Here is a 26,930-nt window from a genome sequence, read left to right as displayed (position 1 = left end):
AAGGGTGATTGGATGAACACGACACAACTTAGTCAAACATTGACACAGCAAACCGCACAACGGATGACTCGTGCCCCTCTCACCCTGATGACAGGGCATGTTTTTCAAGGGAAGATCACGAAGCTTTTTCCCAATCATATCGCCTCTCTCTCACTTAATGGTATGCATTTAACAGCTAAACTTGAAGTGCCTCTTGTTGCTGGGGAGAAGTATTGGTTTGAAGTGAAAGAAGGTACTGGAATTCCACGCCTTCAAGTTATAGATCAAGCTCAGGTACCATCTAACGGAAGCTCCGAAGCAAGCAATCAACAAGTGTTAAAACAACTTGGCTTACCTTCATCTAAAGGGATGGATGCTTTAATGCAACAACTAGCTTCAAGTCAAATGACTTTACCAAAAGCAGCCTTAAAAGAAGCATCTCAACTACTTAGTAAATTAAATCAGTTTGATCAACACACATTGCGACTCGTACAGACAATGATTGAACGCCAATTACCCTTAACAGAACAGACAGCTAAAGCTCTTCAAGCGATTGAAAAGCAGCCTTCACTGCAACAATCGCTAACACAGTTATTGCAATCAACGAATGAACCGTCTCAAAACACGCAACCGAATGTAAAACAACTACAAACGGTACTGCAAGAGTTTCTAAAAAATAATCAAATCGCTCAACCGAAATCTCCTGTTCAAAGCTTAATCACTTCACTTGTTGATCCTAATGCGAATTCGTCTTCTGTAGAACAAGCTCGAGGTGTATTGGTGAAGCTCGGAGTAATGAATCAAGGAGAACGGGTAGACTCATTTATAAACAGGGTACATCAAATGATAACAGCCACAGCACAGCAAGAGACTATTAAGCAGATTTCTCCGAAGTATCAACCGTCTGCACTCAATCAGGCAAATCCTGAAAAAGAAGTAGCACGCTTTATTGATTCGATCTCTATCCCTCGAAGGGAAGAAGGGTTGTCGGCACTACTTCGAGTCATTCAACCGACGTTATCAGTTAGTCAATTGAACACGGCTTGGAATTCATTGATAACGGGACCGATGTCTAATCAAGAAAAAGTGGCTGTCCAACAAGTGATGCAGGAGATCATACCGACAACCGCAAACGAATCAAAAGGTCTTTTTTCTACACAATTAAAACAAATTATATCCATGCTCGGATATACTCATGAAAATGATGTCATGAAACATTTGCAACAGACAGCTCGAGCAGAAATTCCTTATACAGACCGACTAAAAGCAACACTCATGCAATTACAACATGGATTACCAGAGCCTTTAAGAGAACGGGTATCAGAGGTCATCAGTCGCATAACGGGAGCTCAAATTATTGCGCAAGAACAACAAGGCCCGCTCCAGCAATTGTTGTTGCAAATTCCGCTTTCATTAGCTGGTTTCGAAACGGATTTAACCATCCAATGGGAGGGAAGAAAACAAGAGAGTGGAGAACTCGATCCAAATCATTGCCGTGTCTTATTTTATTTAGAGCTTGAGTCTTTGAATGAAACCATAGTAGATGTTCAAATTCAAAATCGATTTATTTCGTTAACGGTGTTTAATGCCTTCGAAAAGCCCGCGACGATGCTGTCTCTACTGCTACCAATCTTAAAAGAGTCGCTGCAAAAACATGAATATCAGCTGAGCTCTTTTTCGTGGAAAAAAATTGAAGACTCTATTCAAGTACACAGTAGAAGCTCCGCTGATGACCGATATAATAGACGTGTGGACTATCAAGGAGTGGATGTCCGGATATGAAGCCAGAAAAGAAAAAACATGCCGTTGCCTTAAGGTATCATACGACAAAACAAGAGGCTCCAGAAGTAATTGCCAAGGGAAGAGGCTTTGTTGCTGAGGAATTAATTGAAAAAGCAAAAGAACATCAAATACCGATCCAGGAAGATGAATCTCTTGTTGAACTTTTAGGACAACTAGATATTAACCAAACCATTCCGCCAGAATTATATGAAGTAGTCGCAGAAGTGTTTGCATTTATTTATCGTTTGGATAAAAATCAACCTTCATAGCCAAACGAATCGAGGGCATACTAGAATCAACATACCTTTCTTTATAAATCAGGTATGAACATTTTAGTGTGGAGGATGATAGGAATGAAGCATAACAAACTAGCGGTTCCAGAGTCTGATTCATTTATGGAGCAATATAAAGAAGAATACGCAAACGAGTTTGGTATTCACCATTCTGTTCAAGAACAAGATGCAAAAGCAAAAAATATGACTAAATCCATGATGTTTAAAGCAAAGAAACAAGATAAAGAGGACAAATAACCCAGAAAAACTAACGAATATCGACACATTCGTTAGTTTTTTACTATTTTTTTTTACAACCCGTCAACAAATAGGTAATCAAAGAAAAGCTATGATACGTCTACGTTTACATCGGTTTTATTGAAGGGTATCTAGATGCAGAAATTTAGAGAATAAAAAGAAATTTGAAATAGGTTGTACTTTTTACTCCCAAAATATTTTGAAAGATGCTAAAATGGAAAAGGAAAAGGTCGTTCATCCAATAAAAAAGAACGACAAGAAAAAAACATGCAAGTGATAGGAGGATGGAGAGAGAATGAATATTCATGAGTATCAAGGTAAAGAACTCCTTCGACAATACGGAGTTGCAGTTCCAAATGGTAAAGTCGCATTTTCAGTTGAAGAAGCGGTTGAGGCTGCTAAAGAATTAGGTACAGACGTATGTGTTGTCAAAGCTCAAATCCATGCAGGTGGCCGTGGGAAAGCTGGCGGTGTAAAAGTTGCTAAGAACATTGATGAAGTACGTACATATGCTGATGAGATTTTAGGGAAGACTCTCGTTACTCATCAAACCGGTCCTGAAGGCAAAGAAGTTAAGCGCTTACTTGTTGAGGAAGGCTGCGATATTAAGAATGAATATTATGTTGGTCTTGTTCTTGATCGTGCGACAAACCGTGTCGTATTAATGGCTTCTGAAGAAGGCGGAACAGAAATCGAAGAAGTAGCTGAGGCTACTCCAGAGAAGATCTTTAAAGAAGTTATTGATCCTGCTGTCGGTCTTCAAGGATTCCAAGCACGTCGTATCGCATTTAATATCAACATTCCAAAAGAACTAGTTGGACAAACAGTAAAGTTCATGATGGGATTATATAAAGCATTCGCTGAAAAAGATTGTTCAATTGCGGAGATCAATCCACTTGTTACAACAGGTGACGGGAAAGTTATGGCACTTGATGCGAAGTTAAACTTTGACTCAAATGCATTATACCGTCAAAAAGAAGTGTTAGCTTACCGTGATCTTGGAGAAGAGGACGAAAAGGAAATTGAAGCGTCTAAATATGATCTAAGCTACATCTCACTAGATGGCAACATCGGTTGTATGGTTAATGGTGCTGGACTTGCAATGGCAACGATGGATATCATTAAACATTACAGTGGTGATCCAGCAAACTTCTTAGATGTAGGTGGCGGTGCAACAGCCGAGAAAGTAACGGAAGCATTCAAAATCATCCTATCTGATGAGAATGTGAAAGGGATTTTTGTTAACATCTTTGGTGGTATCATGAAATGTGACATCATCGCAGAAGGTGTTATAGCAGCGACTAAAGAGGTTGGCCTTGAGATTCCATTAGTGGTACGTCTTGAAGGAACGAACGTAGACTTAGGTAAGAAAATTCTTAACGAGTCAGGATTAAACATCACAGCTGCTGATTCGATGGCAGATGGTGCTCAAAAAATCGTTTCTCTAGTGTCTTAATTAAAGAAAAATTTCTAGTCTGAGAGTTTCATAACGCAAAAGTAGTAACTTATAAATAAGGTTTGTAAATAGAAAGGCGGGACAATAGAATGAGTATCCTTATCAACAAAGATACAAAAGTAATCGTACAAGGGATTACTGGTGCTACAGGTTTATTCCATACACGACAAGCGATTGAGTACGGTACGCAAATCGTTGGTGGTGTCACTCCTGGTAAAGGTGGAACAGAAGTAGAAGGCGTCCCTGTATTTAACACAGTTGAAGATGCTGTTAAAGCTACAGGAGCAAATGCATCTGTCATTTATGTACCACCAGCTTTTGCTGCGGATGCAATCATGGAAGCTGTTGATGCAGAACTAGATTTAGCGATTTGTATTACAGAAGGTATTCCTGTAATGGATATGGTTAGCGTAAGACGTTATATGGATGGAAAGAAAACTCGTCTAATCGGACCAAACTGCCCAGGTGTGATTACGCCTGAAGAATGTAAAATTGGTATCATGCCAGGATACATTCACAATAAAGGTCACGTAGGTGTCGTTTCTCGTTCTGGTACATTAACATATGAGGCAGTTCATCAACTTTCAACAGCTGGCATCGGTCAATCTACAGCCGTTGGTATTGGTGGAGATCCAGTTAACGGAACAAACTTCATCGATGTGTTAGACCTTTTCAATGAGGACCCTGACACATATGCGGTCATTATGATTGGTGAGATCGGCGGAACAGCGGAGGAAGAAGCAGCAGAGTGGATCAAAGCTAACATGAAGAAACCTGTTGTAGGCTTCATCGGTGGTCAAACAGCGCCTCCAGGAAAACGTATGGGGCATGCTGGTGCCATTATCTCAGGTGGTAAAGGTACAGCAGCTGAGAAAATCAAGACGCTTGAGAGCTGTGGCGTAAAAGTTGCAGAAACACCATCTGTAATGGGTGAAACTCTTATTAAATCATTAAAAGAAAATGATTTACTTGAAAAATGTACAACGCATGAAGTAGCAAAATAATAAATAAAGGCTCCTTCTCTTTGAGGAGCCTTTTTTAATTTCCCTCGCCCGAAAAAACCTCGTAAAAAGGATGTGTCGAATAATGTCTACATTCAGACAAAGGTTAATTCATGTACATGGAAGTAGCTTGTTGAACTGGAAAAATCTCCATGATCTGATTCGTATCGACTCTACGTTATCTACTCTCTATCACATCAAAGCCCCGATACTTTCAAGTTTAATCAATATCAAAGAAGAAAAAGCTCAGAAATTGATTGCATTTTTACATAAACAAGAACCAGCTTCCTACGAAATTTCCTTGAATCAAAAAAACTGTTATCCGCTGACCAGGTTCGATCCCAGTTATCCTGCTCAATTAACAACCCTTTACGATCCGCCATGGGTGCTCTATTTGAAAGGAGATCGGCGACTTCTAAGCCATAATAAAACAATTGGAATAGTAGGGACGAGACAGCCGACCACTAGAGGTAAGCGTGCTGTTTTTACATTGGTGGGCGACTTAGTAAAAGAAGATTTCATGATTGTTAGTGGTCTTGCGATCGGAATCGATGCATGTGCCCATCAACAAGCAATCTCCCAAAAAGGCAAGACAATAGCAGTTTTAGGTTCAGGATTTGATTTCCCTTACCCAAAACAAAATAACGGATTATACGACTACATGTGCCAACATCAATTGGTACTCACCGAATATCCACCTCACCAACCCCCAACCAAATGGACATTTCCTACCCGTAACCGAATTATAAGTGGCTTATCACAAGGTATTTTAGTCATTGAAGCCAAAAGTCGAAGTGGTTCTCTTATTACGGCAGACCAGGCATTAGAACAAAATAGAGAGGTATTTGCAGTTCCTGGGCCGATTGATTGTGAGAATGCAAGAGGAACCAATCAATTGATTCAACAAGGAGCAAAATTAACGATGGCTGTCTCAGATATTCTCGAAGAATGGACATAAGATCGTCATAATAAGGTCGAGTTTCTTCTATATAATTACGTCGTTTTTTGTCATTTAGACACGTTGTTTTACCAAAATTATAATACTGTCGTTTGACAAACAGCAAACCTGTGATTAATAATAGGGAAGATTTAAATTTTACTTCGAGAGAGGGAGCTGCTTGTTATGGCCGATTATTTAGTAATCGTTGAATCTCCCGCCAAAGCAAAGACCATTGGTAAATATTTAGGCAAAAAATACATTGTAAAGGCTTCAATGGGACATGTCAGAGACTTACCAAAAAGTCAAATGGGAGTAGACGTTGAAGAAAATTTTCAACCAAAGTATATTACGATTCGCGGGAAAGGTCCTGTGTTGAAAGAATTAAAGACTGCTGCAAAAAAAGTAAAACGAATTTACTTAGCGGCTGACCCGGATCGTGAAGGGGAAGCGATTGCATGGCATTTAGCGCATAGCCTCAACATGGATCAGGATTCAGATTGTCGAGTTGTATTTAATGAAATTACAAAACAAGCCATTAAAGATGCATTTAAAACTCCAAGAAAAATAAATATGGACCTAGTAGATGCCCAACAAGCAAGAAGAATTCTCGATCGACTTGTTGGTTACAACATTAGTCCGTTGCTATGGAAAAAAGTGAAAAAAGGTTTAAGTGCCGGACGCGTACAATCCGTAGCTGTCAAAATGATTATTGAGCGTGAAAAAGAAATTAAGAAGTTTATACCAGAAGAATATTGGACCATTCCAGGGTCATTTTCATTAAATGATGAGCAGTTTGATGCCAAATTCTACGGAGTTGATGGTAAAAAGCAGGAGTTGAAATCAGAAGAAGACGTACAAGCCATTTTAAAAAAGCTTCAAGGTGATTCATTTGATGTGACGTCAGTGAAGAAAAAGGAACGTAAACGTAATCCAGTTTCACCATTTACCACGTCTTCTTTACAGCAAGAGGCAGCTCGTAAGTTAAACTTTAGAGCAAAAAAGACAATGATGATTGCCCAGCAATTATACGAGGGGATTGACCTCGGAAAAGAAGGAACCGTTGGACTAATTACGTATATGCGTACAGATTCGACTAGAATTTCTGAAACGGCTCAAAACGAAACAAAGCAATACATTGAAGATAATTATGGAAAAGAATACACACGAAGTGGCCAACGCACCGTGAAGAAAGATAAAAAATCACAAGATGCGCATGAAGCGATACGTCCAACGGTTGTAGTACAGGATCCAAAAAGCTTAAAAACGTATTTATCTCGTGATCAGCTTCGATTGTACCGATTAATTTGGGAACGACTAGTAGCAAGTGAAATGGCCCCGGCTATTATGGATACAATGTCTGTAGACTTAACGAATGAAGGTGTGCTATTTAGAGCAACAGGTTCGAAAGTTAAATTCCCAGGATTTATGAAGGTATACATCGAAGGAAATGATGATGGAAAAAAGGAAGAAGATCGTCTCTTACCAGATCTTGAAGAAGGTCAAACCGTAAAAAAAGAATCCATTGATCCAAATCAACATTTCACTCAGCCACCACCGAGATACACTGAGGCGCGACTCGTAAAAACGATGGAGGAGCTTGGTATAGGAAGACCTTCTACTTATGCTCCAACGCTTGATACCATTCAAAAACGTGGTTATGTCGCTCTAGAAGAAAAACGATTTATTCCAACGGAGCTAGGAGAAATTGTATTAGAGTTAATCGTTGAGTTCTTCCCAGAAATTCTTGATGTGGAATTTACGGCGAAGATGGAAACCGACTTAGACTCTGTCGAAGAAGGTGATAACGAATGGGTAAAAATTATTGACCAATTCTATCAAGGATTCGACAAACGCTTAAAAGTGGCTGAAGAGGAAATGAAGGAAGTTGAAATCAAAGACGAACCTGCAGGAGAAGATTGCGAGAAGTGCGGACATGAGATGGTTTACAAAATGGGGCGCTATGGTAAGTTTATGGCATGCTCAAATTTCCCGGAATGTCGAAATACAAAAGCAATCGTAAAAGACATTGGTGTAAAATGCCCAACTTGTAAAGAAGGAAATATCGTTGAACGTAAAAGTAAAAAACGTCGTACGTTCTACGGGTGTGATCGTTACCCTGAATGTGAATTCATTTCTTGGGATAAACCAATTTCACGAGAATGTCCTAAGTGTCAAAAGATGATGGTAGAAAAGAAGACGAAAAAAGGCGTAAACGTTCAATGTTCGTCTTGTGATTATAAAGAAGAATCCAATTAGTAAAGTTAATGTTGAATCTTGACGAAAAAAGTATTATGATGTACTAGGATTTAAGCAAATACTTGATGATCACGAATGATCATTACCTTACATGGTTCATTGAAGCAATTGCTATACGTTTTATTTCACGACATGAAGTAAAGAATGGATAACAATTGAAGTAGAAAAAACCAAGGGTCTGAACTACTATTTGCAGGAGCGAAACGAGATGTGTCTATTCTTGTTCTTGCGATAGTATCGGTTCAGACCTTTTTGAATGAATAAGAGTGGAGGCGATTGATATGAAACAGCAACATGTAAACGTAATTGGCGCAGGCCTTGCGGGTAGTGAAGCAGCTTGGCAAATTGCAAAACGTGGGATTAACGTTCACTTATATGAGATGAGACCAGTCAAGCAAACACCTGCTCATCATACTGATAAATTTGCTGAATTAGTGTGTAGTAACTCCCTTCGTGCAAATGGTTTAACAAATGCTGTAGGTGTACTAAAACAAGAAATGCGTTATCTTGACTCAGTCATTATTGCATCAGCGGATGACTCAAGCGTTCCTGCTGGTGGAGCTTTAGCTGTGGACCGCCATGAATTTGCTGCCGCTGTAACGGATCGTGTGAAAAATCACCCAAATGTGACAGTATTCAATGAAGAAATTTCGGATATTCCGGAAGGACCTACGATTATTGCGACAGGTCCATTAACATCTGAAGATTTATCAAAAAAACTTCAAGAGTTAACAGGTCAAGAGTATTTATACTTCTATGATGCCGCTGCACCTATCATTGAAACCGACTCTATCGATCGTGAGAAAGTGTATTTAAAGTCACGTTATGATAAAGGCGAAGCAGCCTATCTTAATTGTCCTATGACAGAAGAAGAGTTTGATCGTTTTTATGAAGCATTAATTTCAGCAGAAACGGTCCCTTTAAAAGAATTTGAAAAAGAAATTTTCTTTGAAGGATGCATGCCGATTGAGGTCATGGCTAAGCGCGGAAAGAAAACGATGTTGTTTGGACCTCTAAAACCAGTAGGTCTAGAGCATCCTGAAACAGGGAAGCGTCCATATGCGGTTGTTCAACTCCGTCAAGATAATCAATCTGGGACATTATATAACTTAGTAGGTTTCCAAACTCATTTAAAATGGGGACCGCAAAAAGAAGTGTTGAAGCTGATTCCTGGTTTAGAGAATGCAGAAGTTGTGCGTTATGGTGTGATGCATCGTAATACGTTTATTAATTCTCCAAATCTGTTGAAGCCGACATATCAGTACAAAGATCGTGAGGATCTCTTCTTTGCAGGACAGATTACGGGTGTTGAGGGTTATGTTGAATCAGCAGCAGCAGGGTTAATTGCTGGACTGAACGCAGTTAGACTGATTGAAGAGAAAGAGCTTGTAACACTACCTGAAGAAACGATTCTTGGGAGCATGGCAAACTATATTACAACCGCTAACCCGAAGAATTTCCAACCAATGAATGCGAACTTCGGTCTATTACCACCACTTGAAAATCGTATTCGTAACAAAAAAGAACGCTATGAACAGCTAGCTTCACGCGCTCTAGGTTCAATTCAGAATTTTGTGAAAAAATTGTAAATGTCATTGTCAGAGCTACTAATTCATGATAGAATTTAGTAGCTCTGTGAGGTGATATAGGTGTTAATCAAAGTTGAAGAAGGTTGGATTCGAGCCTTTATTCGTTATCTGCAAGTCGAAAAAAACTATTCTTTACATACAATTAATCACTATGAACGAGATATTGAACACTTTTGTCAGTTCATGGATGAGCATACATGTCACTCATTTACTGATGTGACGCAACTTTTTGTGCGCTCGTACTTAACCGCTCTTCACGAACAGTCATATAAAAGAAATTCAGTAGCACGGAAAATATCAGCGATGCGTAGTTTCTTTCATTTTTTAATTCGTGAAAAACATATAGATCAGAATGTTTTTGCCCAAACACATTTACCCAAAAAATCAATGAAACTGCCAACATTTTTATATGAAGAAGAAATGCTTCAATTATTTGAGGCATTTAGTGGAGAAGGGCCTCTAGATTTTAGAGATCGAGCCATTCTTGAGCTAATTTATGCAACTGGTATGCGAGTGAGTGAATGTAGTCAATTAATCGTTTCAGATATTGATTTTCATATAGGGACAGTATTTGTGACCGGAAAGGGACGGAAAGAGCGATATATTCCCGTAGGATCGTTTGCAATAGATGCACTTTCGGAATACTTGAACGATGCAAGAGTAAACTTATTAAAAAAGGGGAATGGTGAGACTAAACACCTTTTTCTGAATTATCGCGGCGGTCCGCTGTCCGATCGAAGTATTCGAACCATTGTCTCAAAACGAGTCCAGCAAGCAAATTTGCATCAACATGTACGCCCGCATGATCTTAGGCATTCATTTGCTACACACTTGCTAAACAACGGCGCGGACCTTCGTGTGGTGCAAGAATTATTAGGTCATGAACAGTTATCAACGACTCAAATCTACACGCATGTGACAAAAGATCGGTTGCGTGATGTATATAAAAATCATCACCCAAGAGCTTAGGGAACAATGATGGGGATAATGAGGAGGATACTAAATGAATGGCGATATGACGTTCCATGCAACAACGATTTTTGCCGTGCAACATAATGGACAATGTGCCATGGCTGGTGACGGGCAAGTAACATTTGGAAATGCTGTAGTGATGAAGCATACAGCAAAAAAAGTCCGTAAAATCTATCAAGGCAAAGTATTAGCTGGATTTGCCGGGTCTGTGGCAGATGCGTTTACTTTATTTGAGAAATTTGAATCACGTCTTGAAGAGTATAATGGCAATTTACAAAGAGCTTCAGTTGAACTGGCGAAAGAATGGCGAAGTGACAAGGTACTTAGACGATTAGAAGCTATGCTCATCGTTATGGACCGAGAACATGTCTTGCTCGTTTCAGGTACAGGTGAAGTGATTGAACCAGATGATGGCATACTAGCCATTGGTTCAGGTGGCAATTATGCGTTATCAGCTGGTCGAGCATTAAAAAAACACGCACCGAACTTATCTGCAAAGGAAATTGCTACAGCAGCACTCGAAACAGCCGGAGAAATTTGTGTGTACACAAATTTGAATTTGGTTGTGGAAGAACTTCTATAGATGGAGAGTGATTTCGATGAATTCAAACCTTACACCTAAAGAAATTGTCGAACGTCTTAACCAATACATTGTCGGTCAAGAAGGAGCTAAGAAGTCTGTTGCAATTGCTCTTCGAAACCGTTACCGACGAAGTTTGCTTGATGAAAAATTAAGAGATGAAGTCACACCTAAAAACATCCTAATGATCGGACCGACGGGTGTAGGTAAAACAGAAATTGCTCGCCGATTAGCGAAACTAGTCGGAGCGCCATTTATTAAAGTCGAGGCAACGAAATTTACAGAAGTAGGATACGTTGGTCGTGATGTAGAGTCGATGGTTCGTGATCTGGTTGAAACAAGTGTAAGAATCATTAAAGAAGAAAAAATGGATGGGGTAAAAGAAGAAGCATTAAAGCGTGCGAACGAACGAATTGTTGAGCTTTTAATCCCTTCGAAAAAAAAACCATCATCGTCGTACAAAAACCCGTTTGAAATGATCTTTGGTAATCAACCAGGTCAAAAAGGCGAAGAAGATGACACAAACGTAGAAGAAGCCACGTTGAAAGATCAAAGACGGAGGGCGGCTCATCAGCTTGCATTAGGTGAATTAGAGGATCGAATGATTACTTTAGAAGTCGAAGAACAAACTCAAAGTTTCATGGATATGTTCCAAGGTGCAGGGATGGAACAAATGGGAATGAACATGCAAGATATGTTAGGAAGTATGATGCCTAAAAAACGAAAAAAGCGTACGATGTCGATTTCTGATGCTAGAAAAATTTTAACAGAAGAAGAGGCTCAAAAATTAATCGATATGGATGAAGTAACACAAGTTGCTGTCGAACGAGCTGAGCAGCTTGGAATTATCTTTATTGATGAAATTGATAAAGTGGCCGGGAAGTCACAGCAAACTGCGGACGTGTCAAGAGAAGGTGTACAACGCGATATTTTACCGATTGTTGAAGGATCAACTATTGTAACAAAGCATGGAGCTGTTAAAACAGATCATATGCTATTTATTGGAGCCGGTGCCTTCCATATTGCCAAACCATCTGACTTAATCCCAGAACTGCAAGGACGCTTCCCAATTCGTGTGGAATTAAATAACCTAACGGTCGATGATTTTGTACGAATTTTAGTAGAGCCTGATAATGCATTACTCAAACAATATTCAGCTCTTTTAGAAACGGAAGGTATAAAAGTTACATTTACTGACGAGGCTGTTCGTAAGATTGCGAAAATTGCAACGGAGGTCAATCAAGACACAGAGAATATTGGAGCAAGAAGGCTTCATACCGTGCTTGAAAAATTATTAGAAGATCTTTCGTATGAAGCATGCGATATTACGCTTGAAGAGATCGTCATTACACCAGAATATGTCGAAGAAAAATTAGCATCTATCGCGAAAAATCGCGATTTGAGCCAGTATATTTTGTAGTTTTCCTAGGAGGAATTTGAAATGAATTTATTATCAAGAACAAGACAAATTAATGAAATGTTACAAAAATCAGGTGGGCAACAAGTTAATTTTAAGGACATGGCCGAGACACTACGTGATGCCATCAGTGCAAATGTTTTTGTCGTTAGTCGACGTGGGAAATTACTTGGATTCTCGATTAAACAAGAGATTGAAAATGAGAGAATGAAAAAAATGCTTGAAGACCGTCAGTTCCCTGAAGAGTATACAGGAGGCCTATCTAAAGTAGAAGAAACCTCTCCAAACCTTGATATTCATAGTGATTACACAGCGTTCCCTATTGAGAATAAAGATTTATTTCAGCATGGCTTAACTACAATTGTACCAATTCTTGGAGGTGGACAACGTCTAGGGACACTTATCTTAGCTCGCTTAAACGACTCATTTAATGACGATGATTTAATCTTAGCTGAGTATGGAGCGACAGTGGTAGGGATGGAAATTTTGCATGAGAAGACTCAAGAAATTGAAGGGGAAGCTCGTAGCAAAGCGGTCGTGCAAATGGCAATTAGTTCATTGTCTTATAGTGAACTAGAAGCTGTTGAACACATCTTCCAAGAGCTTGATGGAAAAGAAGGCTTATTAGTTGCTAGTAAAATTGCTGATCGTGTAGGTATTACTCGTTCAGTTATCGTAAATGCTCTTCGTAAATTAGAAAGTGCAGGAGTTATTGAATCTCGTTCACTAGGTATGAAAGGGACATACATTAAAGTTCTTAATGATAAGTTCCTAATGGAATTGGACAAGATTAAAACAAAATAAAATAAGTATTTCAATGCTTAGAGGGAAAAAGACCACCACGGTGGTCTTTTTTTTGTAGAATTCTGTCTATATATGAGGAAAATCATAAGAATATGTAAACGGACTGTAAATAACATAGGTTGAAAATACGACAAATAATACTATGGTATGATAGGTGTAGTGGATACACGGACTAAAGGACTCAAAATTTAATGGTTCTTTATTATCGATTCCTACTTTAATCGAATGTTCATTAGACTTTTAGACTTATATTTATTACAATTTTCTTAGTGATTATTATGTGAAAATGTGTATAATTTTGTTTATACAAACAGAATTATCACTAATGAAAAAGAATTATGTCGAAAGGTGTGACGAGAATGAATTTATTTTCTGGTTCAACTTTTCAAGCGCTTGAGCGTGGGTTAGATGGTTCGCAGATGAGGCAACATGCAATGTCTCAGAATATAGCTAACGCAGGGACGCCAAACTACAGCGCAAAAAAAGTCAGTTTTAAGCATACATTAAACAGTGCCATGAATAATCAATTACAAGCGCATAAAACAAATGAAAAACATGTCAACTTTAGTCAAAGCTCGAATGAACCAATAGTTGATATAAACAGGAATACAACTTATAACCACAATGGAAATAACGTCGACATTGATTTAGAAATGGCCGAGCTTGCTAAAAACCAAATCTATTATAATGCGTTAATCGAACGGTTAAATAGTAGATTCCAAGGCTTACAATCAACAATTAGAGGGGGGAATTAATAACGATGTCAATTTTCCATGGTTTGAATGTTAATGCCTCTGCTCTAACAACGCAGCGTCTACGTATGGACGTGGTTTCAGCGAATATGGCCAATGCAGACACGACTAGAGCGCAGATGGTTGATGGTGAGTGGGTCCCTTATCGCAGGAAAATGGTTGTTGTTGAACCGAATGGAAAAAATCCTTTCTCCAGCTTTTTAGACCGAGCCATGGGGACTAATAACGAAGTGGGTAACGGTGTAAAGGTGTCAGGGATTGTTGAAGATCAAACTCCATTTAAGTTAGTGTATAACCCTGAACATCCCGATGCGAATGATGAAGGGTACGTGGAATTACCGAACGTAGACCCGTTACGCGAGATGGTGGATTTAATGACGGCGACAAGGGCTTATGAAGCCAATGTGACGACCTTAAATGCCAACAAGAATATGTTAATGAAAGCACTAGAAATCGGTCGTTAGGAGGTCGAATTAGATGGATTACCGCATAAATACATCGCCCTTTTTGGTTCAAAACCAAGTAGGAACGATTCAAAAACCAATGAAAACGGTAAATGAAGCACAGAACACCTTTAAAGCGGCTCTAAGTGAAGCGGTACAGAATGTGAATGAATTACAAAATATTTCAGCAATAAAAACTGAACAATTGGCAGCGGGAGAAATTGATAATTTGCATGATGTCATGATAACAGGACAGAAAGCAAGTATCGCCTTACAAGCTACAGTGGAAGTTAGGAATAAGGTCATGGAAGCCTATCAGGAAATTATGAGAATGCAAGTATAATAAAAAAAGCCATCACAATATTTTGTCAGTAATTTGTAATGTAGGGTGTAGGAGGGCGCATGAACGAGAAATTTGTACTATACAAGCAGAAGGTAACAGAGTATTGGGGCGAGCGCACAACAAAACAAAGAGGAATTCTTATAGGATCTGTAGGTGCTGTCATACTCGTACTTATTCTTTTAGTTTTATTAGGAAATCGAACGAATAACGTCCCTCTATACAGCAACTTAAGTTTGCAAGAAACCGGGCAAATTAAAGAAACGTTAGATGCAAGAGGAATTCCAGCAGAAATCTCCGATAATGGCTCGACAATACTAGTTCCAGAAGCTTTAGTTGATAGTCTAAAAGTTGATTTGGCTGCAGAAGGCATTCCGAGAAGTGGAAGCATCGATTATAGCTTTTTCCAAGATCAAATGGGTTTTGGGATGACAGATAATGAGTTTACGATTATGGAACGTGGGTTAATGCAGACCGAATTAGCAGACCTTATCCGTAATATTAATGGTGTGAATAATGCGAATGTGATGATTACTTTACCGGAGGAAAGTGTTTGGCTAAATACAACACAAGAAGCTGCGACTGCATCTGTCATTGTTGATTTATCACCTGGGTATCAATTAGAGCAGAGTCAAGTAAAAGCACTTTATCATTTAGTATCAAAAAGTGTTCCGAATCTACCTATAGAGAATATCGTCATTATGAACCAAATGTTTGAGGATTATTTTTATGAGCAAGATTCGAATCCAGCAACAACGTTAACAGCTTTTGAGCAACAGAGAGCTGTTCAGCGTGAAATCGAAAGAGATTTGACAAAAAATCTACAGAGAATGTTAGGAACGGTAGTCGGGCAAGACAAAGTGTTAGTATCTGTTACGACAGATATTGATTTTACCCAAGAGAACCGACAAGAGTCGCTTGTTGAACCGGTTGATCCAGAAAATATGGAAGGTATTGCAGTCAGTATTGAACGAATCACAGAGACTTACACTGGCGAAGGTACGCCTCCAGGTGGTGTTGAGGGTGCGGGAGATGGTATTCCTAACTTCCCAGGCGCTTTTGGGCAAGGAGAAACGGATTATGAGCGGACGGAAGATCGAATTAATAACGAAGTGAATCGAATTAATCGAGATATCGTTGAGAGTCCATACAAAATAAGAGATTTAGGTATTCAAGTTATGGTAGAGCCACCAGATGGTATGGATGTTCTTCCGCAAGAACGCTTAAATGATATTCAACAAATTTTAGGAACCATCGTAAGAACGAGCATATCAGGCGTATACGCTGATGAACTCACAGAAGAAGCGATTAATCAAAACATTTCTATTGTTTCTGGACCGTTTGCAGGGAAAGTTGAATTAGAAGCTGTAAATGAAATGGCGATCCCGGTTTGGATGTATGTAGTAGGTGGTCTACTAATTGTGACAATTATATTGTTGCTATTCCTTTTAAATCGAAAACGCAAACGTGAAATTGAAGAAGAACAGGTAATTATTCAAGAAGAGACTGATTTTCTTCCAGATCTTCCTAATGAAGATACGGGTGTTCAAGCAACGAAAAGAAAACAACTTGAAAAGATGGCTAAAGATAAGCCAGAAGAATTTTCGAAACTACTTCGTACGTGGTTATCTGAGGATTAGGAGGGAAGACGGTTGGCACAAGCAACTAAAAAATCGTTATCAGGTAAGCAAAAAGCGGCAATCCTCCTAATCTCACTTGGGCCTGATGTTTCCGCTCAAGTGTATAAACATTTATCGGAGGAAGAGATCGAGCAGCTAACGTTAGAGATTGCAAATGTTCGGAAAGTCGATAGTGAGATGAAAGACGAGATTTTAGAACAATTTCATTCGCTTGTCTTAGCTCAAGACTATATTGCTCAAGGTGGAATTGGTTATGCCAAAAGCATCCTTGAAAAAGCATTAGGAGAGTCAAATGCTATGGACATCATTAATCGTTTAACATCGACTCTTCAAGTACGACCATTTGATTTTGCTAGAAAGTCAGAACCATCTCAAATTTTAAATTTTATCCAAAATGAGCATCCGCAGACGATTGCTTTAATCTTGAGCTACTTGGATTCCACTCAAGCAGGCCAAATCCTCTCAGAGCTTCCACAAGAAGTTCAAGCAGATGTGGCTAGAAGAATCGCATTAATGGATAGCACTTCTCCTGAAATCATTAATGAGGTTGAATCAATTTTAGAGCAGAAACTTTCGTCTACGATGACTCAGGATTATACAGATGCTGGTGGTATTGAATCAGTGGTAGATGTGTTAAACAGTGTTGACCGCTCAACAGAACGAACGATATTAGATGCCCTTGAAATTCAAGACCCTGAGCTTGCAGAGGAAATCAAGAAAAGAATGTTTGTCTTTGAAGATATTGTCACACTCGATAATCGTTCGATTCAAAGAGTCATTCGAGATGTAGAAAATGAAGACCTTCAATTATCATTAAAAGTAGCTAGCGATGAAGTGAAGGAAATTGTCTTTAATAATATGTCACAGCGGATGGCAGAGACATTTAAAGATGAAATGGAATTTATGGGTCCTGTTAGATTGAGAGATGTAGAAGAGGCCCAAACAAGAATTGTTTCGGTTATTCGCCGTCTTGAAGAGTCAGGGGAGATCGTTATTGCTCGTGGCGGAGGAGATGATGTGATTGTCTAAACTCATTAAATCACGCCAATCAACAGCGACGGACCAAGAAGTGAAAACGATCACCATTCGTAATTTATTTGAAGAAAACGCATTTCAATTATTGATAGATTCAAGTGAAGAAGATGGCGATGTGCAATCGGGAGGCCATCTAGAGTTTGAGAGAGCCAAGACAAGACAGTTAAAAGAAGTGAAACAAGAAGCTGAGGAAATGATTGAACAAGCTAAGAAAGATATTGAAAAAATGTATGAGCAGTTAGAGCGCGACCAACAACAAGCCACTGAACAACAAGAAGTAGCCTTTGAGCACATGAAAGAACAAGGGTACAAAGAAGGCTTGCAGCAAGGAAGAGAAGATGGTTTCAGTGAGTACTCAGCGGTAATTGAAGAAGCGAATACGGTTATAATGAGCGCAAAAGACGAGTACAACAAAGTGTTAGCAGATGCCGAGCCGGTTATCGTTGAACTTGCTGTCGAGCTGACCAAGCGAATGATCAATGAGCATCTCGAGCCAGACTCACCTCTTTGGGGCCAACTGGTAAAACAAGTGATCAAGGAAGTTCAGGAACATGAAGAAGTAAAAATATATGTGCATCCTACTTGGTTCGAGCGTACCCGTCAACAAAAAGAAGAGCTACAACATCTGCTAAGTCACACGGAAGTGCTCTACATATATGCCGATGCGCAACTTTCTGAGAATGGCTGTATTATTGAATCGAAATTCGGACGAATCGACGCTACCGTAGATCATCAATTAGAAGAGCTGAAAAAGCAGCTACTCGTTCAACTCGAGGAGGTTGATCATGAAAGCGAAGTCTTTAATTAACTCGGTTTCTACACTCTCACCTTATAAATGGTATGGGAGAGTATCAAGAGTAGTAGGGTTAATGATTGAATCAAAAGGACCGATCGCTTCGATTGGGGACCTTTGCTACATTCTAATTGGAAAACATCAACAAAAACGAGTACGAGCAGAAGTAGTCGGGTTTCGAAATGAATATGTTCTACTTATGCCACTAAACGGAATCACTGAAATAGCACCAGGCAGCTTAGTAGAAGCAACGGGCAAACCTCTTGAAATTAAAGTGGGTACGAGTTTAATTGGCAAAGTGGTAGATGGGTGCGGGGAATTATTAGACCAGTCATCCTTGCCTAAAGGATTAACGTCGTTTCCAACGGATAATCAGCCCCCAAACCCACTTGCCCGACCAAGGATTGAGCAAAAGATGAGCCTTGGTATCCGATCCATCGATAGCTTGTTTACAGTAGGAAAAGGTCAACGGATTGGTATTTTTGCTGGTAGTGGTGTCGGAAAAAGTACGTTACTTTCAATGCTTGCTAAAAATTCATCAGCCGATCTTAATGTGATTGCATTGATTGGAGAGCGTGGACGTGAAGTGAAAGACTTTATCGAACGTGATCTCGGGGAAGAAGGGCTGAAGCGTACTATCTTAGTCGTAGCAACTTCTGATCAACCGGCATTAATGAGAATTAAAGGTGCGATGACAGCAACAGCTATTGCGGAATACTTTCGGAATCAGGGATATGATGTGAACTTGATGATGGACTCTGTCACACGATTTGCTATGGCTCAAAGAGAAGTAGGTCTAGCGATTGGGGAGCCACCTACTACTAAAGGGTATACACCATCTGTTTTTGCGATGTTACCTAAGCTCTTAGAACGCTCAGGGACAGACGTACGTGGAAGTATCACAGCCTTTTATACGGTGTTAGTTGATGGTGATGATATGAATGAACCCATTGCTGATGCGGTGAGAGGGATATTAGATGGTCACTTAGTCTTAGATCGTCGTCTAGCGAATAAAGGACAGTTTCCAGCTATAAATGTGTTGAAGAGTGTGAGCCGAGTGATGGCTGATTTAGTAGATGATCAACATAGACAAGCAGCAGATCGAGTGCGTTTCTTGCTCTCAACGTATGAGGAAGCTGAGGATTTAATTAACATTGGTGCTTACAAGCGAGGCTCTTCTAAAGAAATTGATGAAGCGATCCAAGCACACCCTGCGATCATTCAATTTTTATCTCAAGGAACAGACGAAAAAATGACTATAAATGAATCAACAACGCTATTAAAGAACCAATTTGGGTGAGGTGTTATGATAAATGTCCTTTGATTTTGCACTACAAAAGGTGATGAATCTCAGAGAACAAGAGCAGCAATCGAGCCAACATCAATATACAGAAGCAATGAATGAATTTGAACAAGTTGCAACAGAGTTGTATGAGTTGTTAAAGAAGAAAGAGAATCTAGAAGAACTAGGTAGAGAAAAAGTCACTAACGGAATCTCCATTTATGAACTTCAATCGAGTCAATCTCAACTTATGAGGTTGCAACAGGCTATAAGTGATCAGCAACGAAATACCCAATTAGCTAGAGAGCGAATGAAACGGAAAGAACAAGATATGGTCAAACGTTCAATCGAATACAAAAAATACGAAAAAATGAAACAGGTAAAATTTACCCAATACAAACAAGAGCAAATTTATCTTGATAATGTACAGATGGACGAAATTGCCATTCAATTGTTTCAAAAGCGCTGAAAATAGGTGAAGTTATGACTCAAGGAGAAAAAAAGAATAGCAAGTTGCAAATGTTCTTTCTCGTCATTTTTATTCCAGTGGTCTTTGCTCTGATCCTCTTTAGTGTGATCTTAAATTTGATCGGTTTTGATGTTGTCGGTGGAGCAAAGCAAATGGGTTCACAGATTCCGTTTGTCGAATCTTTGATTGAAAATGAGGATGAGGATGAGGATGTGGTTTACGAAGAACAACTTGATGAAAGTGAACTTCAAGCAACCATTGAATCTCAACAAACGCAAATCAACCAATTATCTCAACAAATGACCGAGCGAGAAGAGCAAGTGATCAACCTTGAAAACGAAAACGTCGAATTAAAACAAGAACTTTTACTAACACAAGAACAAGCCGAACTGGCCACACAGGACCTGAAAGAATTAGCAAGAACGTATGAGGCGATGTCTGCAAAGAATGCCGCCGCTATCCTTTCAGAGTTAAGTAGTGAAGAAGCTCTCCTTCATTTATCTCAAATGGCCACCAATGCTAGAGCGGCCATTTTAGCGAAAATGGAACCAGAAGTTGCAGCCAATTTAATGAGCAGGCTCGGGGAATAATAATTTTCTTTTTCGAAGGGAGGTGAACAAATGAACGCAATGATGGCTCTTCTTTCAACGCAAACTACGCCAACCACTTTATCTAACGGGAAGATCGATTCAAACTCAGAGTCTAATAGCACATTTGCAATGATGTTAGGAAATCTTCAAACTTCTAGCGAACATGCACAAGCCGAAGCGCCAACTTCTTTAACAAACCAAGTCGAATTAAACGAATGGATAGCCTCATTCATCGGTCTAGAGGTCGACATCGATACTTTACAAGAGAATGAATTGATTCAATCCTTTTTAGATGTGTTACCTGATGACTTGGCGGGTTCTTTAATGCAACTATTAGGTTTACTCAACAATGAGCAAACAGACATGAGTCTACATTCATCGGAAGATACCGATGACAACTGGTCCCAATCTCTTCTTGATGTACTTAATGTAAACAATCAAGAGAAGATCAAACTATCCGAAGAAACAGTCATGGATATGGTGAATGATTGGCCAGAGGAGCAACTTGCATTAGTAGGTGTTCTCTTATCCTACATCCAAGCAGAGCAACGAACGGATCAGAAGCTATCTTTAAACACCGAAAGAAAAATCGATCAACTTTTTCCGGTGTTAAAAGGTGAAAATCAATCGATTGAACGACAGTTAGCTCGAATTATTCATCACCTACAAAATGTTTTACAGGAACGGACCGGAGACTCTTTAATGAAGGGTCAAACAACATCGCCTAATCAAACATTTAAAGAAGCAATGAATCAACTGATGGCGACTGGAAAAGATGATATGCCACTGCTAAGAACAGCTGGCAATGAACGCCCATTAAATCAAGGGTTATTTCTACCACAAAACGGTATAGAGCTCGGACAATTAATGTCTCGGTCGCAACAAGCAACCATTCATATTGGCGAACATCAACCGAAGCAAGTTCAACAAGAGCAGCTGCTAAAGCAGTTCGAGCAAATGATGCAACGTGGAGCTTTTAGAAAAAATGAAGCGGGGATGAATACATTCTCAGTGAAATTGTATCCACAACATCTTGGGCGGATTGACATTCAGCTGACGCAAATCAATGGAGTATTGATCGCAAGGTTGTTAACTAGTTCTTCAGGTGCGAGAGAACTTGTCGAGTCACAACTTCAGCAGCTTCGACAAGCCTTTATCAATCAAAACCTTACAGTAGAACGGGTCGAAGTATCTCAGCAACAGCAGTCGGCCATTAAGGACGAAGATTCTTCTAACAAACAACAGTCTAAGGACCAACAAGACAGAAAAGAACGAGACACGGATGAATCGCAAGAAACGTTTCAAGAATTTTTAGAGGAATTAACGATTAATGAAGAAGTGTAGGTGAGCTCAAATGACAACAATTAATGAAAGTTACTTTCTTCAAAATAAACCGAAGCCAACGTCACAAACGGGTCAAAACATGTTGGGAAAAGACGATTTTTTGAAGATTTTAATGACTCAACTATCAAATCAAGATCCATCGAATCCAATGGATGATCGAGAATTTATCGCTCAAATGGCACAATTTTCTTCCTTAGAACAAATGACGAATATGAACCAAACGATGCAGAAATTTGTCGATACGCAAACGAGTCAAAGCTTAGTACAGTTCAGTGAATTGATTGGTAAAAAGGTGAAGTGGGCCCAAGAAGTAGATGTAGATGAGTACCGAACGGAATTACAGTATCAAGAAAACAATGTACAATCAGTTAAAGCAGAATTCGATGGAACGATCCGAATCCAATTAGACAATGGTCGGTGGATCCACCATGAGCAATTAACGGAAATTCATGCTGCCACGAAAAAAGTAGATGAAAATCAATCAGACGCAAGTCAGACGGAGAATATAGCAGAATAAAGGGAGTGAGAAGATGAATAAAGGAACACACATCTCTTCTGTCCAATCACTTCCAAAACCTTTTGTAAAAAAGGTTTCACCACAGCAGTCACAGCCTAAGAGATCGTTTCAAACTGTCCTAACCGAGCAACTAAAAGGTAAAACAGATCTTAAAATGAGTAAACACGCCACAGAAAGAATGAACCAAAGAGGCATTGAGTTTGATCAGCAAAAGTGGCAAACGATAACCGATAAAGTAGCTGAAGCAAAACAAAAAGGGGTAACAGAGTCCTTAGTTATTACCAATGATGCAACTTTGCTTGTTAGTGCTAAAAACAGCACGGTCATTACCGTCTTAGATCGTGAAGAAGCGAAGAGTCAAATATTTACGAACATTAATGGAACGATTGTGATCGAATAAAAAAGCTGGACCCATTTGGGAGGCTATCGCTGCCGAATGACAGACGCAGCGTATCATAAAGGAGAGACACATACATGTTACGTTCAATGTACTCAGGAATTTCAGGAATGAAAAATTTCCAAACAAAGCTTGATGTCATCGGAAACAATATCGCAAATGTCAACACATTCGGATACAAAAAAGGCCGTGCGACATTTAAAGATATGGTCAGCCAACAAATTGCAGGAGCAACAGGGCCCAATGATCCAGGTAGAGGAGGTACAAACCCTCGACAAGTAGGTCTTGGTTCACAGTTAGCGACGATCGATACAATTCATACTCAAGGTAGTCTACAAAATACAAACCGTGCATTGGATTTAGGGATTTCTGGTGATGGATATTTTGTCTTATCGAATGGTCAAGCGGGTGATGATGCAGTTTATAGCTACACTAGGGCAGGAAATTTCTATTTGGATAATGAGGGTTATTTAGTTAATAGTGACGGGATGTACGTTATGGGTGGAGTTAATGACGAAATTAATGATGCCGCTACCGATTTTCCTCCTGAGAGTGAAGCTGATTTTAATCGTTTTGGTAGAATACGAATTCCCTCTAATGTTGAAAGTTTCAGCATTGGTCAAGATGGAAAGGTCGTATTTATGGATGGTGCTACCTTAAGGACGGGTGGACAGCTTTTGTTGGCTAAATTTTCTAATAATGAAGGTTTAGCAAAAGTGGGGGATAATATGTATCAGCCAACAGCCAACTCGGGCACGCCACAGTTACCTGATGGAGATGTTGACTTTGCTGACACAGATCCAACTCAGAACGGCTATGTTACATTCCCTGGCACTAACGGAGCAGGATCTCTCGTAGCTGGTACGCTCGAAATGTCAAATGTTGATTTGTCGGAAGAATTCACAGAGATGATTGTTGCACAGCGTGGATTCCAAGCGAACACTCGTATTATCACAACTTCAGATGAAATCTTGCAAGAATTAGTCAACTTAAAACGATAATCACTAAAGCTTAGAGGCGACTAGTTCATCCAAAAGGCGAAGGAGGTTTGGGCTAGGTTCTGATCTAGCCCATTCAATAATTATGATTAAATTAATTCGAATTAATGGACAACCATTTATGTTAAATGTGTTACAAATCGAACAAGTTGAAGCATTTCCGGATACGACGATTACCTTACTTAGTGGAAATAAGATCGTCGTAAAAGATGATATTCAAGATGTGTTTGATGCAATAAATGATCGGTACAAAGCAATTGGGCTTACTGCCGGATACAAAGATGTGGAGGGTTCTTGATTGTTTAAAAATAAGCTCGTTAACATTATGCTCATCATAATCATTGCGTTAACGTTAGTTGGAGTCATCACCCTCGTGTTATTTAATCACTTTACTAGTGAACCAGACCCAGATCGTGAGCCTACGATTGATGAGATCATTGCTCAATCTTACGTGTCAGATGAAATTATGACAAATCTCTTATCGAATGATTTTGTGCGAACACAGTTTCATATTCATGTAGATAGTAGGAAAACGCTCCGAGAGATTGAAAAAAGAGACTTCCAAATTGAAAATATCATTCTTAGAACATTATCTGGTAAAAGGTCACCGGATCTTGCAGGTGCGTCAGGTATTGAAGAATTAGAAAATGAACTACGTAATCAAATTAATGAGGTATTACAAGATGGTTCTGTTGTTCAAGTATATACAACAAGCTGGGTCATTCAATAGCTGATGAGCCAGAAGAGTAAACAAACAGAAGTTTTTGACGGATTGAGAGGTGAGGCTCTTGGCTGACATTTTATCGCAAGGTGAAATAGACGCTTTGCTATCAGCTATTTCCACTGGGGAAATGAATGCTGATGAATTGAAAAAAGAAGAATTAGAAAAGAAAATAAAAGTATATGATTTTAAGCGAGCGCTTCGTTTTTCTAAGGATCAAGTTCGTAGTTTGTCTCGAATTCATGAGAATTTCTCGAGGCTTTTAACCACTTATTTCTCTGCGCAACTTCGGACGTTTGTAGAGATTTCTGTTGCTTCGGTCGATCAATTGCCCTATGAAGAATTCATTCGCTCCATTCCATCGATGACGATTTTAAATGTCTTCGAACCGTACCCCTTAGAAGGGCGCTTTTTGATGGAAGTGAATCCTAATATCGCATACGCAATGTTAGATCGTCTGTTAGGTGGTAAAGGTGTAAGTGTTAATAAAGTAGAGAAATTAACAGAAATTGAGACTCGTATTATGTCTCAACTTTTCCAACGCACTTTAGATAGTTTTCAAGAAGCATGGAGTTCAGTAATTGAGATGGATCCCGTCATGGAAGATATCGAAGTGAATCCACAATTCCTTCAGATGGTTTCGCCGAACGAAACGGTGGTCGTTATTTCATTATCAACAACGATCGCAGAAACATCTGGAATGATTAACATTTGTTTGCCGCATGTGGTGATTGAAGAAATACTTCCTAAGTTGTCCGTTCATTATTGGATGCAAGATACAAAAAAACAGCGCCAACCTGGTGAACAAGAAGCCATTGAGAAAAAATTAAAAAAAGCAACCCTCCAAATTCAATCAGAGCTTGGGCGCTCAGAAATCACGATTCAAGAATTTCTACACCTAGGTGTAGGCGATGTGATTGAGTTAGATCAATCCATTCATGACCCTTTGCTTGTAACAGTGGAAGGGGAAAAGAAATACTACGCACAACCCGGGAAAATGAAAAATAAAATGGCCGTTCAAGTAACGGATGTCATTGAGGAGGCAGAAGATGATGAATGATGACATGCTTTCCCAAGATGAAATAAATGAATTATTAAAAGGGATCAGCAATGACGAAGAAGAGTCAAATGAACCTGCGGCAAGTGAACAGGAGTCATCGACCGGTCCAAACGTAGATGAATACTTAGATGCAATTGAACAAGATGCATTAGGTGAAATAGGAAATATTTCATTCGGTAGTGCAGCTACTGCATTATCGACTTTATTAAGCCAAAAGGTGGATATTACAACACCAACACTTTCTTTAATAGAACGTGAAAAACTTGAATCAGAATTTCCACAACCACATGTAGCTGTTCATGTAGAATACACAGAAGGCTTTGAAGGCATGAACTTGTTAGTCATCAAAACATCGGATGCAGCGATTATTGCTGATTTAATGTTGGGTGGAGACGGGCTGAGTCCTGCTGAAGAGTTATCAGATATGCATGTAAGTGCGGTTCAAGAAGCAATGAATCAAATGATGGGCTCGGCCTCTACGTCGATGTCAACAATCTTTAATAAAAAAGTGGACATTTCACCACCAGGTATTGACTTGATAGATTTCAAAAAAAATAGAGGAACATCGAATGTACCTGAAGATAAATATTTGGTGAAGATCTCGTTTCGCTTAAAAGTGGGCGATTTGATTGATTCTTCTATTATGCAGCTCGTCGCAGTTTCCTTTGCAAAAGGATTAGTAGAGGATTTAATGAACCCACCTAGTGAATCTTCAGCTAATGAGGAAGTGCCTACAGAAGTCTCACCAAGTAATCAAGCCAACCAAGTAGAAGAGCCTAGTCAAATAAACAATAATCAAAGTCATCAAATAAATGAACAAGTACCTATACCTTCTTCACAAGGGCACCAAAGCCAACCATATCAAGAAATACAGTCAAGAGTTCAACAGCATATTGGATCAGGGATGCATGGTGATCGACAAGCAGATGTTCAACCAGCGGCGTTCTCGCATTTCGAACCAACACCATTGTCAAACAATGAATCAAATAATTTAAATATGTTACTTGATATTCCACTTCAGGTCACCGTGGAGTTAGGGCGAACAAAGCGTTCTATTAAAGAAATTCTAGAACTTGGTCACGGATCGATTATTGAATTAGATAAATTAGCTGGTGAACCTGTTGATATTCTAGTCAATCAAAAGCTTGTTGCCAAAGGTGAAGTGGTTGTGATCGAAGAAAACTTTGGCGTTCGTCTAACGGACATTGTTAGTCAAGCTGATCGTATTCGAAATCTAAAATAA

General features: G+C 39.3%; 29 protein-coding genes. All 29 read left to right on the top strand.

Annotated elements, in window-relative coordinates:
* Nucleotides 1-12: 12 nt before the first annotated feature.
* The 29 genes from CDZ88_RS17620 (at nt 13) to fliY (ending at nt 26,930) form a co-directional block, all read left to right on the top strand.
* Nucleotides 13-1,761, top strand: a complete 1,749-nt coding sequence (locus tag CDZ88_RS17620) for a hypothetical protein (protein ID WP_100373221.1) — start codon at nt 13-15, stop codon at nt 1,759-1,761.
* Nucleotides 1,758-2,030 (top strand): EscU/YscU/HrcU family type III secretion system export apparatus switch protein, encoded by a 273-nt coding sequence (locus CDZ88_RS08935; protein WP_100373220.1) that lies wholly within the window; start codon nt 1,758-1,760, stop codon nt 2,028-2,030. Before CDZ88_RS17620 ends, CDZ88_RS08935 begins: the two co-directional genes overlap by 4 nt.
* An 84-nt stretch (nt 2,031-2,114) precedes the next feature.
* Entirely contained in the window at nt 2,115-2,291 is a 177-nt protein-coding gene (locus CDZ88_RS08930; protein ID WP_157796515.1) for a small, acid-soluble spore protein, alpha/beta type, read from the top strand.
* A gap of 295 nt (nt 2,292-2,586) precedes the next feature.
* Nucleotides 2,587-3,747, top strand: coding sequence for an ADP-forming succinate--CoA ligase subunit beta (sucC, locus tag CDZ88_RS08925; RefSeq protein ID WP_100373218.1), 1,161 nt, complete (start codon nt 2,587-2,589; stop codon nt 3,745-3,747).
* An 89-nt stretch (nt 3,748-3,836) separates the two neighbouring features.
* On the top strand, nt 3,837-4,751 hold the full coding sequence (gene sucD, locus CDZ88_RS08920) for a succinate--CoA ligase subunit alpha (RefSeq protein WP_100373217.1): 915 nt from the start codon (nt 3,837-3,839) through the stop codon (nt 4,749-4,751).
* Nucleotides 4,752-4,833: 82 nt separating this feature from the next.
* On the top strand, nt 4,834-5,706 hold the full coding sequence (dprA, locus tag CDZ88_RS08915; protein WP_100373216.1) for a DNA-processing protein DprA: 873 nt from the start codon (nt 4,834-4,836) through the stop codon (nt 5,704-5,706).
* Between the two features lie 165 nt (nt 5,707-5,871).
* Nucleotides 5,872-7,944 (top strand): type I DNA topoisomerase, encoded by a 2,073-nt coding sequence (topA, locus tag CDZ88_RS08910; protein WP_100373215.1) that lies wholly within the window; start codon nt 5,872-5,874, stop codon nt 7,942-7,944.
* 281 nt (nt 7,945-8,225) lie between these two features.
* The gene (gene trmFO / locus CDZ88_RS08905; protein ID WP_100373214.1) at nt 8,226-9,533 is read left to right on the top strand and encodes an FADH(2)-oxidizing methylenetetrahydrofolate--tRNA-(uracil(54)-C(5))-methyltransferase TrmFO; all 1,308 of its coding nucleotides are present in this window, start codon (nt 8,226-8,228) and stop codon (nt 9,531-9,533) included.
* Nucleotides 9,534-9,599: 66 nt separating this feature from the next.
* The gene (gene xerC / locus CDZ88_RS08900) at nt 9,600-10,502 is read left to right on the top strand and encodes a tyrosine recombinase XerC (RefSeq protein WP_100374645.1); all 903 of its coding nucleotides are present in this window, start codon (nt 9,600-9,602) and stop codon (nt 10,500-10,502) included.
* A gap of 46 nt (nt 10,503-10,548) precedes the next feature.
* Nucleotides 10,549-11,088: an ATP-dependent protease subunit HslV gene (hslV, locus tag CDZ88_RS08895; protein WP_157796580.1), complete on the top strand. Its 540-nt coding sequence runs from the start codon at nt 10,549-10,551 to the stop codon at nt 11,086-11,088.
* Between the two features lie 16 nt (nt 11,089-11,104).
* Entirely contained in the window at nt 11,105-12,505 is a 1,401-nt protein-coding gene (gene hslU / locus CDZ88_RS08890; RefSeq protein ID WP_100373212.1) for an ATP-dependent protease ATPase subunit HslU, read from the top strand.
* A 21-nt stretch (nt 12,506-12,526) separates the two neighbouring features.
* Entirely contained in the window at nt 12,527-13,306 is a 780-nt protein-coding gene (gene codY, locus CDZ88_RS08885; protein ID WP_100373211.1) for a GTP-sensing pleiotropic transcriptional regulator CodY, read from the top strand.
* A 359-nt stretch (nt 13,307-13,665) separates the two neighbouring features.
* Nucleotides 13,666-14,061: a flagellar basal body rod protein FlgB gene (gene flgB / locus CDZ88_RS08880; RefSeq protein WP_100373210.1), complete on the top strand. Its 396-nt coding sequence runs from the start codon at nt 13,666-13,668 to the stop codon at nt 14,059-14,061.
* Between the two features lie 5 nt (nt 14,062-14,066).
* Nucleotides 14,067-14,522 carry a flagellar basal body rod protein FlgC gene (gene flgC, locus CDZ88_RS08875; RefSeq protein WP_100373209.1) on the top strand — a complete coding sequence of 152 codons (456 nt, stop codon included), beginning with the start codon at nt 14,067-14,069 and terminating at the stop codon, nt 14,520-14,522.
* Between the two features lie 13 nt (nt 14,523-14,535).
* Nucleotides 14,536-14,844, top strand: a complete 309-nt coding sequence (fliE, locus tag CDZ88_RS08870) for a flagellar hook-basal body complex protein FliE (protein WP_100373208.1) — start codon at nt 14,536-14,538, stop codon at nt 14,842-14,844.
* Between the two features lie 59 nt (nt 14,845-14,903).
* Nucleotides 14,904-16,481, top strand: coding sequence for a flagellar basal-body MS-ring/collar protein FliF (gene fliF / locus CDZ88_RS08865; protein ID WP_100373207.1), 1,578 nt, complete (start codon nt 14,904-14,906; stop codon nt 16,479-16,481).
* A gap of 12 nt (nt 16,482-16,493) precedes the next feature.
* Nucleotides 16,494-17,510, top strand: coding sequence for a flagellar motor switch protein FliG (gene fliG, locus CDZ88_RS08860; protein WP_100373206.1), 1,017 nt, complete (start codon nt 16,494-16,496; stop codon nt 17,508-17,510).
* Nucleotides 17,503-18,324, top strand: a complete 822-nt coding sequence (gene fliH / locus CDZ88_RS08855; protein ID WP_100373205.1) for a flagellar assembly protein FliH — start codon at nt 17,503-17,505, stop codon at nt 18,322-18,324. Before fliG ends, fliH begins: the two co-directional genes overlap by 8 nt.
* Nucleotides 18,302-19,609: a flagellar protein export ATPase FliI gene (gene fliI / locus CDZ88_RS08850; protein ID WP_100373204.1), complete on the top strand. Its 1,308-nt coding sequence runs from the start codon at nt 18,302-18,304 to the stop codon at nt 19,607-19,609. The genes fliH and fliI overlap by 23 nt, the downstream gene beginning before the upstream one ends.
* Before the next feature lie 13 nt (nt 19,610-19,622).
* Entirely contained in the window at nt 19,623-20,060 is a 438-nt protein-coding gene (gene fliJ / locus CDZ88_RS08845) for a flagellar export protein FliJ (protein WP_100373203.1), read from the top strand.
* Nucleotides 20,061-20,074: 14 nt separating this feature from the next.
* Nucleotides 20,075-20,650: a MotE family protein gene (locus CDZ88_RS08840; RefSeq protein WP_100373202.1), complete on the top strand. Its 576-nt coding sequence runs from the start codon at nt 20,075-20,077 to the stop codon at nt 20,648-20,650.
* A gap of 30 nt (nt 20,651-20,680) precedes the next feature.
* Complete coding sequence (locus tag CDZ88_RS08835; protein WP_100373201.1) at nt 20,681-21,994, top strand: flagellar hook-length control protein FliK; 1,314 nt, start codon at nt 20,681-20,683, stop codon at nt 21,992-21,994.
* Nucleotides 21,995-22,004: 10 nt separating this feature from the next.
* On the top strand, nt 22,005-22,511 hold the full coding sequence (gene flgD, locus CDZ88_RS08830) for a flagellar hook assembly protein FlgD (protein WP_100373200.1): 507 nt from the start codon (nt 22,005-22,007) through the stop codon (nt 22,509-22,511).
* 13 nt (nt 22,512-22,524) lie between these two features.
* Entirely contained in the window at nt 22,525-22,911 is a 387-nt protein-coding gene (locus CDZ88_RS08825; RefSeq protein WP_100373199.1) for a TIGR02530 family flagellar biosynthesis protein, read from the top strand.
* Between the two features lie 74 nt (nt 22,912-22,985).
* The gene (locus CDZ88_RS08820; RefSeq protein WP_100373198.1) at nt 22,986-23,909 is read left to right on the top strand and encodes a flagellar basal-body rod protein FlgG; all 924 of its coding nucleotides are present in this window, start codon (nt 22,986-22,988) and stop codon (nt 23,907-23,909) included.
* An 82-nt stretch (nt 23,910-23,991) separates the two neighbouring features.
* Complete coding sequence (locus tag CDZ88_RS08815; RefSeq protein WP_100373197.1) at nt 23,992-24,204, top strand: flagellar FlbD family protein; 213 nt, start codon at nt 23,992-23,994, stop codon at nt 24,202-24,204.
* Nucleotides 24,205-24,636 carry a flagellar basal body-associated protein FliL gene (gene fliL / locus CDZ88_RS08810; protein WP_100373196.1) on the top strand — a complete coding sequence of 144 codons (432 nt, stop codon included), beginning with the start codon at nt 24,205-24,207 and terminating at the stop codon, nt 24,634-24,636. It abuts the gene before it with no gap.
* Nucleotides 24,637-24,694: 58 nt separating this feature from the next.
* Entirely contained in the window at nt 24,695-25,687 is a 993-nt protein-coding gene (gene fliM, locus CDZ88_RS08805) for a flagellar motor switch protein FliM (RefSeq protein ID WP_100373195.1), read from the top strand.
* Nucleotides 25,680-26,930, top strand: coding sequence for a flagellar motor switch phosphatase FliY (gene fliY / locus CDZ88_RS08800; RefSeq protein WP_100374644.1), 1,251 nt, complete (start codon nt 25,680-25,682; stop codon nt 26,928-26,930). Before fliM ends, fliY begins: the two co-directional genes overlap by 8 nt.

The organism is Bacillus sp. FJAT-45037, from assembly GCF_002797325.1.
In the GTDB taxonomy this organism is placed as follows: domain Bacteria; phylum Bacillota; class Bacilli; order Bacillales; family Bacillaceae_D; genus Alkalihalophilus.
Note: the sequence above shows the minus strand (reverse complement) of the source record. Positions and strands in the feature narration are given on the sequence as shown.

Bases quoted from the DNA above. Each gene is read 5' to 3' on its own strand.
- CDZ88_RS17620 (WP_100373221.1), top strand. From the start codon at position 13: ATGAACACGACACAACTTAGTCAAACATTGACACAGCAAACCGCACAA.
- CDZ88_RS08935 (WP_100373220.1), top strand. From the start codon at position 1,758: ATGAAGCCAGAAAAGAAAAAACATGCCGTTGCCTTAAGGTATCATACG.
- CDZ88_RS08930 (WP_157796515.1), top strand. From the start codon at position 2,115: ATGAAGCATAACAAACTAGCGGTTCCAGAGTCTGATTCATTTATGGAG.
- sucC (WP_100373218.1), top strand. From the start codon at position 2,587: ATGAATATTCATGAGTATCAAGGTAAAGAACTCCTTCGACAATACGGA.
- sucD (WP_100373217.1), top strand. From the start codon at position 3,837: ATGAGTATCCTTATCAACAAAGATACAAAAGTAATCGTACAAGGGATT.
- dprA (WP_100373216.1), top strand. From the start codon at position 4,834: ATGTCTACATTCAGACAAAGGTTAATTCATGTACATGGAAGTAGCTTG.
- topA (WP_100373215.1), top strand. From the start codon at position 5,872: ATGGCCGATTATTTAGTAATCGTTGAATCTCCCGCCAAAGCAAAGACC.
- trmFO (WP_100373214.1), top strand. From the start codon at position 8,226: ATGAAACAGCAACATGTAAACGTAATTGGCGCAGGCCTTGCGGGTAGT.
- hslV (WP_157796580.1), top strand. From the start codon at position 10,549: ATGACGTTCCATGCAACAACGATTTTTGCCGTGCAACATAATGGACAA.
- hslU (WP_100373212.1), top strand. From the start codon at position 11,105: ATGAATTCAAACCTTACACCTAAAGAAATTGTCGAACGTCTTAACCAA.
- codY (WP_100373211.1), top strand. From the start codon at position 12,527: ATGAATTTATTATCAAGAACAAGACAAATTAATGAAATGTTACAAAAA.
- flgB (WP_100373210.1), top strand. From the start codon at position 13,666: ATGAATTTATTTTCTGGTTCAACTTTTCAAGCGCTTGAGCGTGGGTTA.
- flgC (WP_100373209.1), top strand. From the start codon at position 14,067: ATGTCAATTTTCCATGGTTTGAATGTTAATGCCTCTGCTCTAACAACG.
- fliE (WP_100373208.1), top strand. From the start codon at position 14,536: ATGGATTACCGCATAAATACATCGCCCTTTTTGGTTCAAAACCAAGTA.
- fliF (WP_100373207.1), top strand. From the start codon at position 14,904: ATGAACGAGAAATTTGTACTATACAAGCAGAAGGTAACAGAGTATTGG.
- fliI (WP_100373204.1), top strand. From the start codon at position 18,302: ATGAAAGCGAAGTCTTTAATTAACTCGGTTTCTACACTCTCACCTTAT.
- fliJ (WP_100373203.1), top strand. From the start codon at position 19,623: ATGTCCTTTGATTTTGCACTACAAAAGGTGATGAATCTCAGAGAACAA.
- CDZ88_RS08840 (WP_100373202.1), top strand. From the start codon at position 20,075: ATGACTCAAGGAGAAAAAAAGAATAGCAAGTTGCAAATGTTCTTTCTC.
- CDZ88_RS08835 (WP_100373201.1), top strand. From the start codon at position 20,681: ATGAACGCAATGATGGCTCTTCTTTCAACGCAAACTACGCCAACCACT.
- flgD (WP_100373200.1), top strand. From the start codon at position 22,005: ATGACAACAATTAATGAAAGTTACTTTCTTCAAAATAAACCGAAGCCA.
- CDZ88_RS08825 (WP_100373199.1), top strand. From the start codon at position 22,525: ATGAATAAAGGAACACACATCTCTTCTGTCCAATCACTTCCAAAACCT.
- CDZ88_RS08820 (WP_100373198.1), top strand. From the start codon at position 22,986: ATGTTACGTTCAATGTACTCAGGAATTTCAGGAATGAAAAATTTCCAA.
- CDZ88_RS08815 (WP_100373197.1), top strand. From the start codon at position 23,992: ATGATTAAATTAATTCGAATTAATGGACAACCATTTATGTTAAATGTG.
- fliY (WP_100374644.1), top strand. From the start codon at position 25,680: ATGAATGATGACATGCTTTCCCAAGATGAAATAAATGAATTATTAAAA.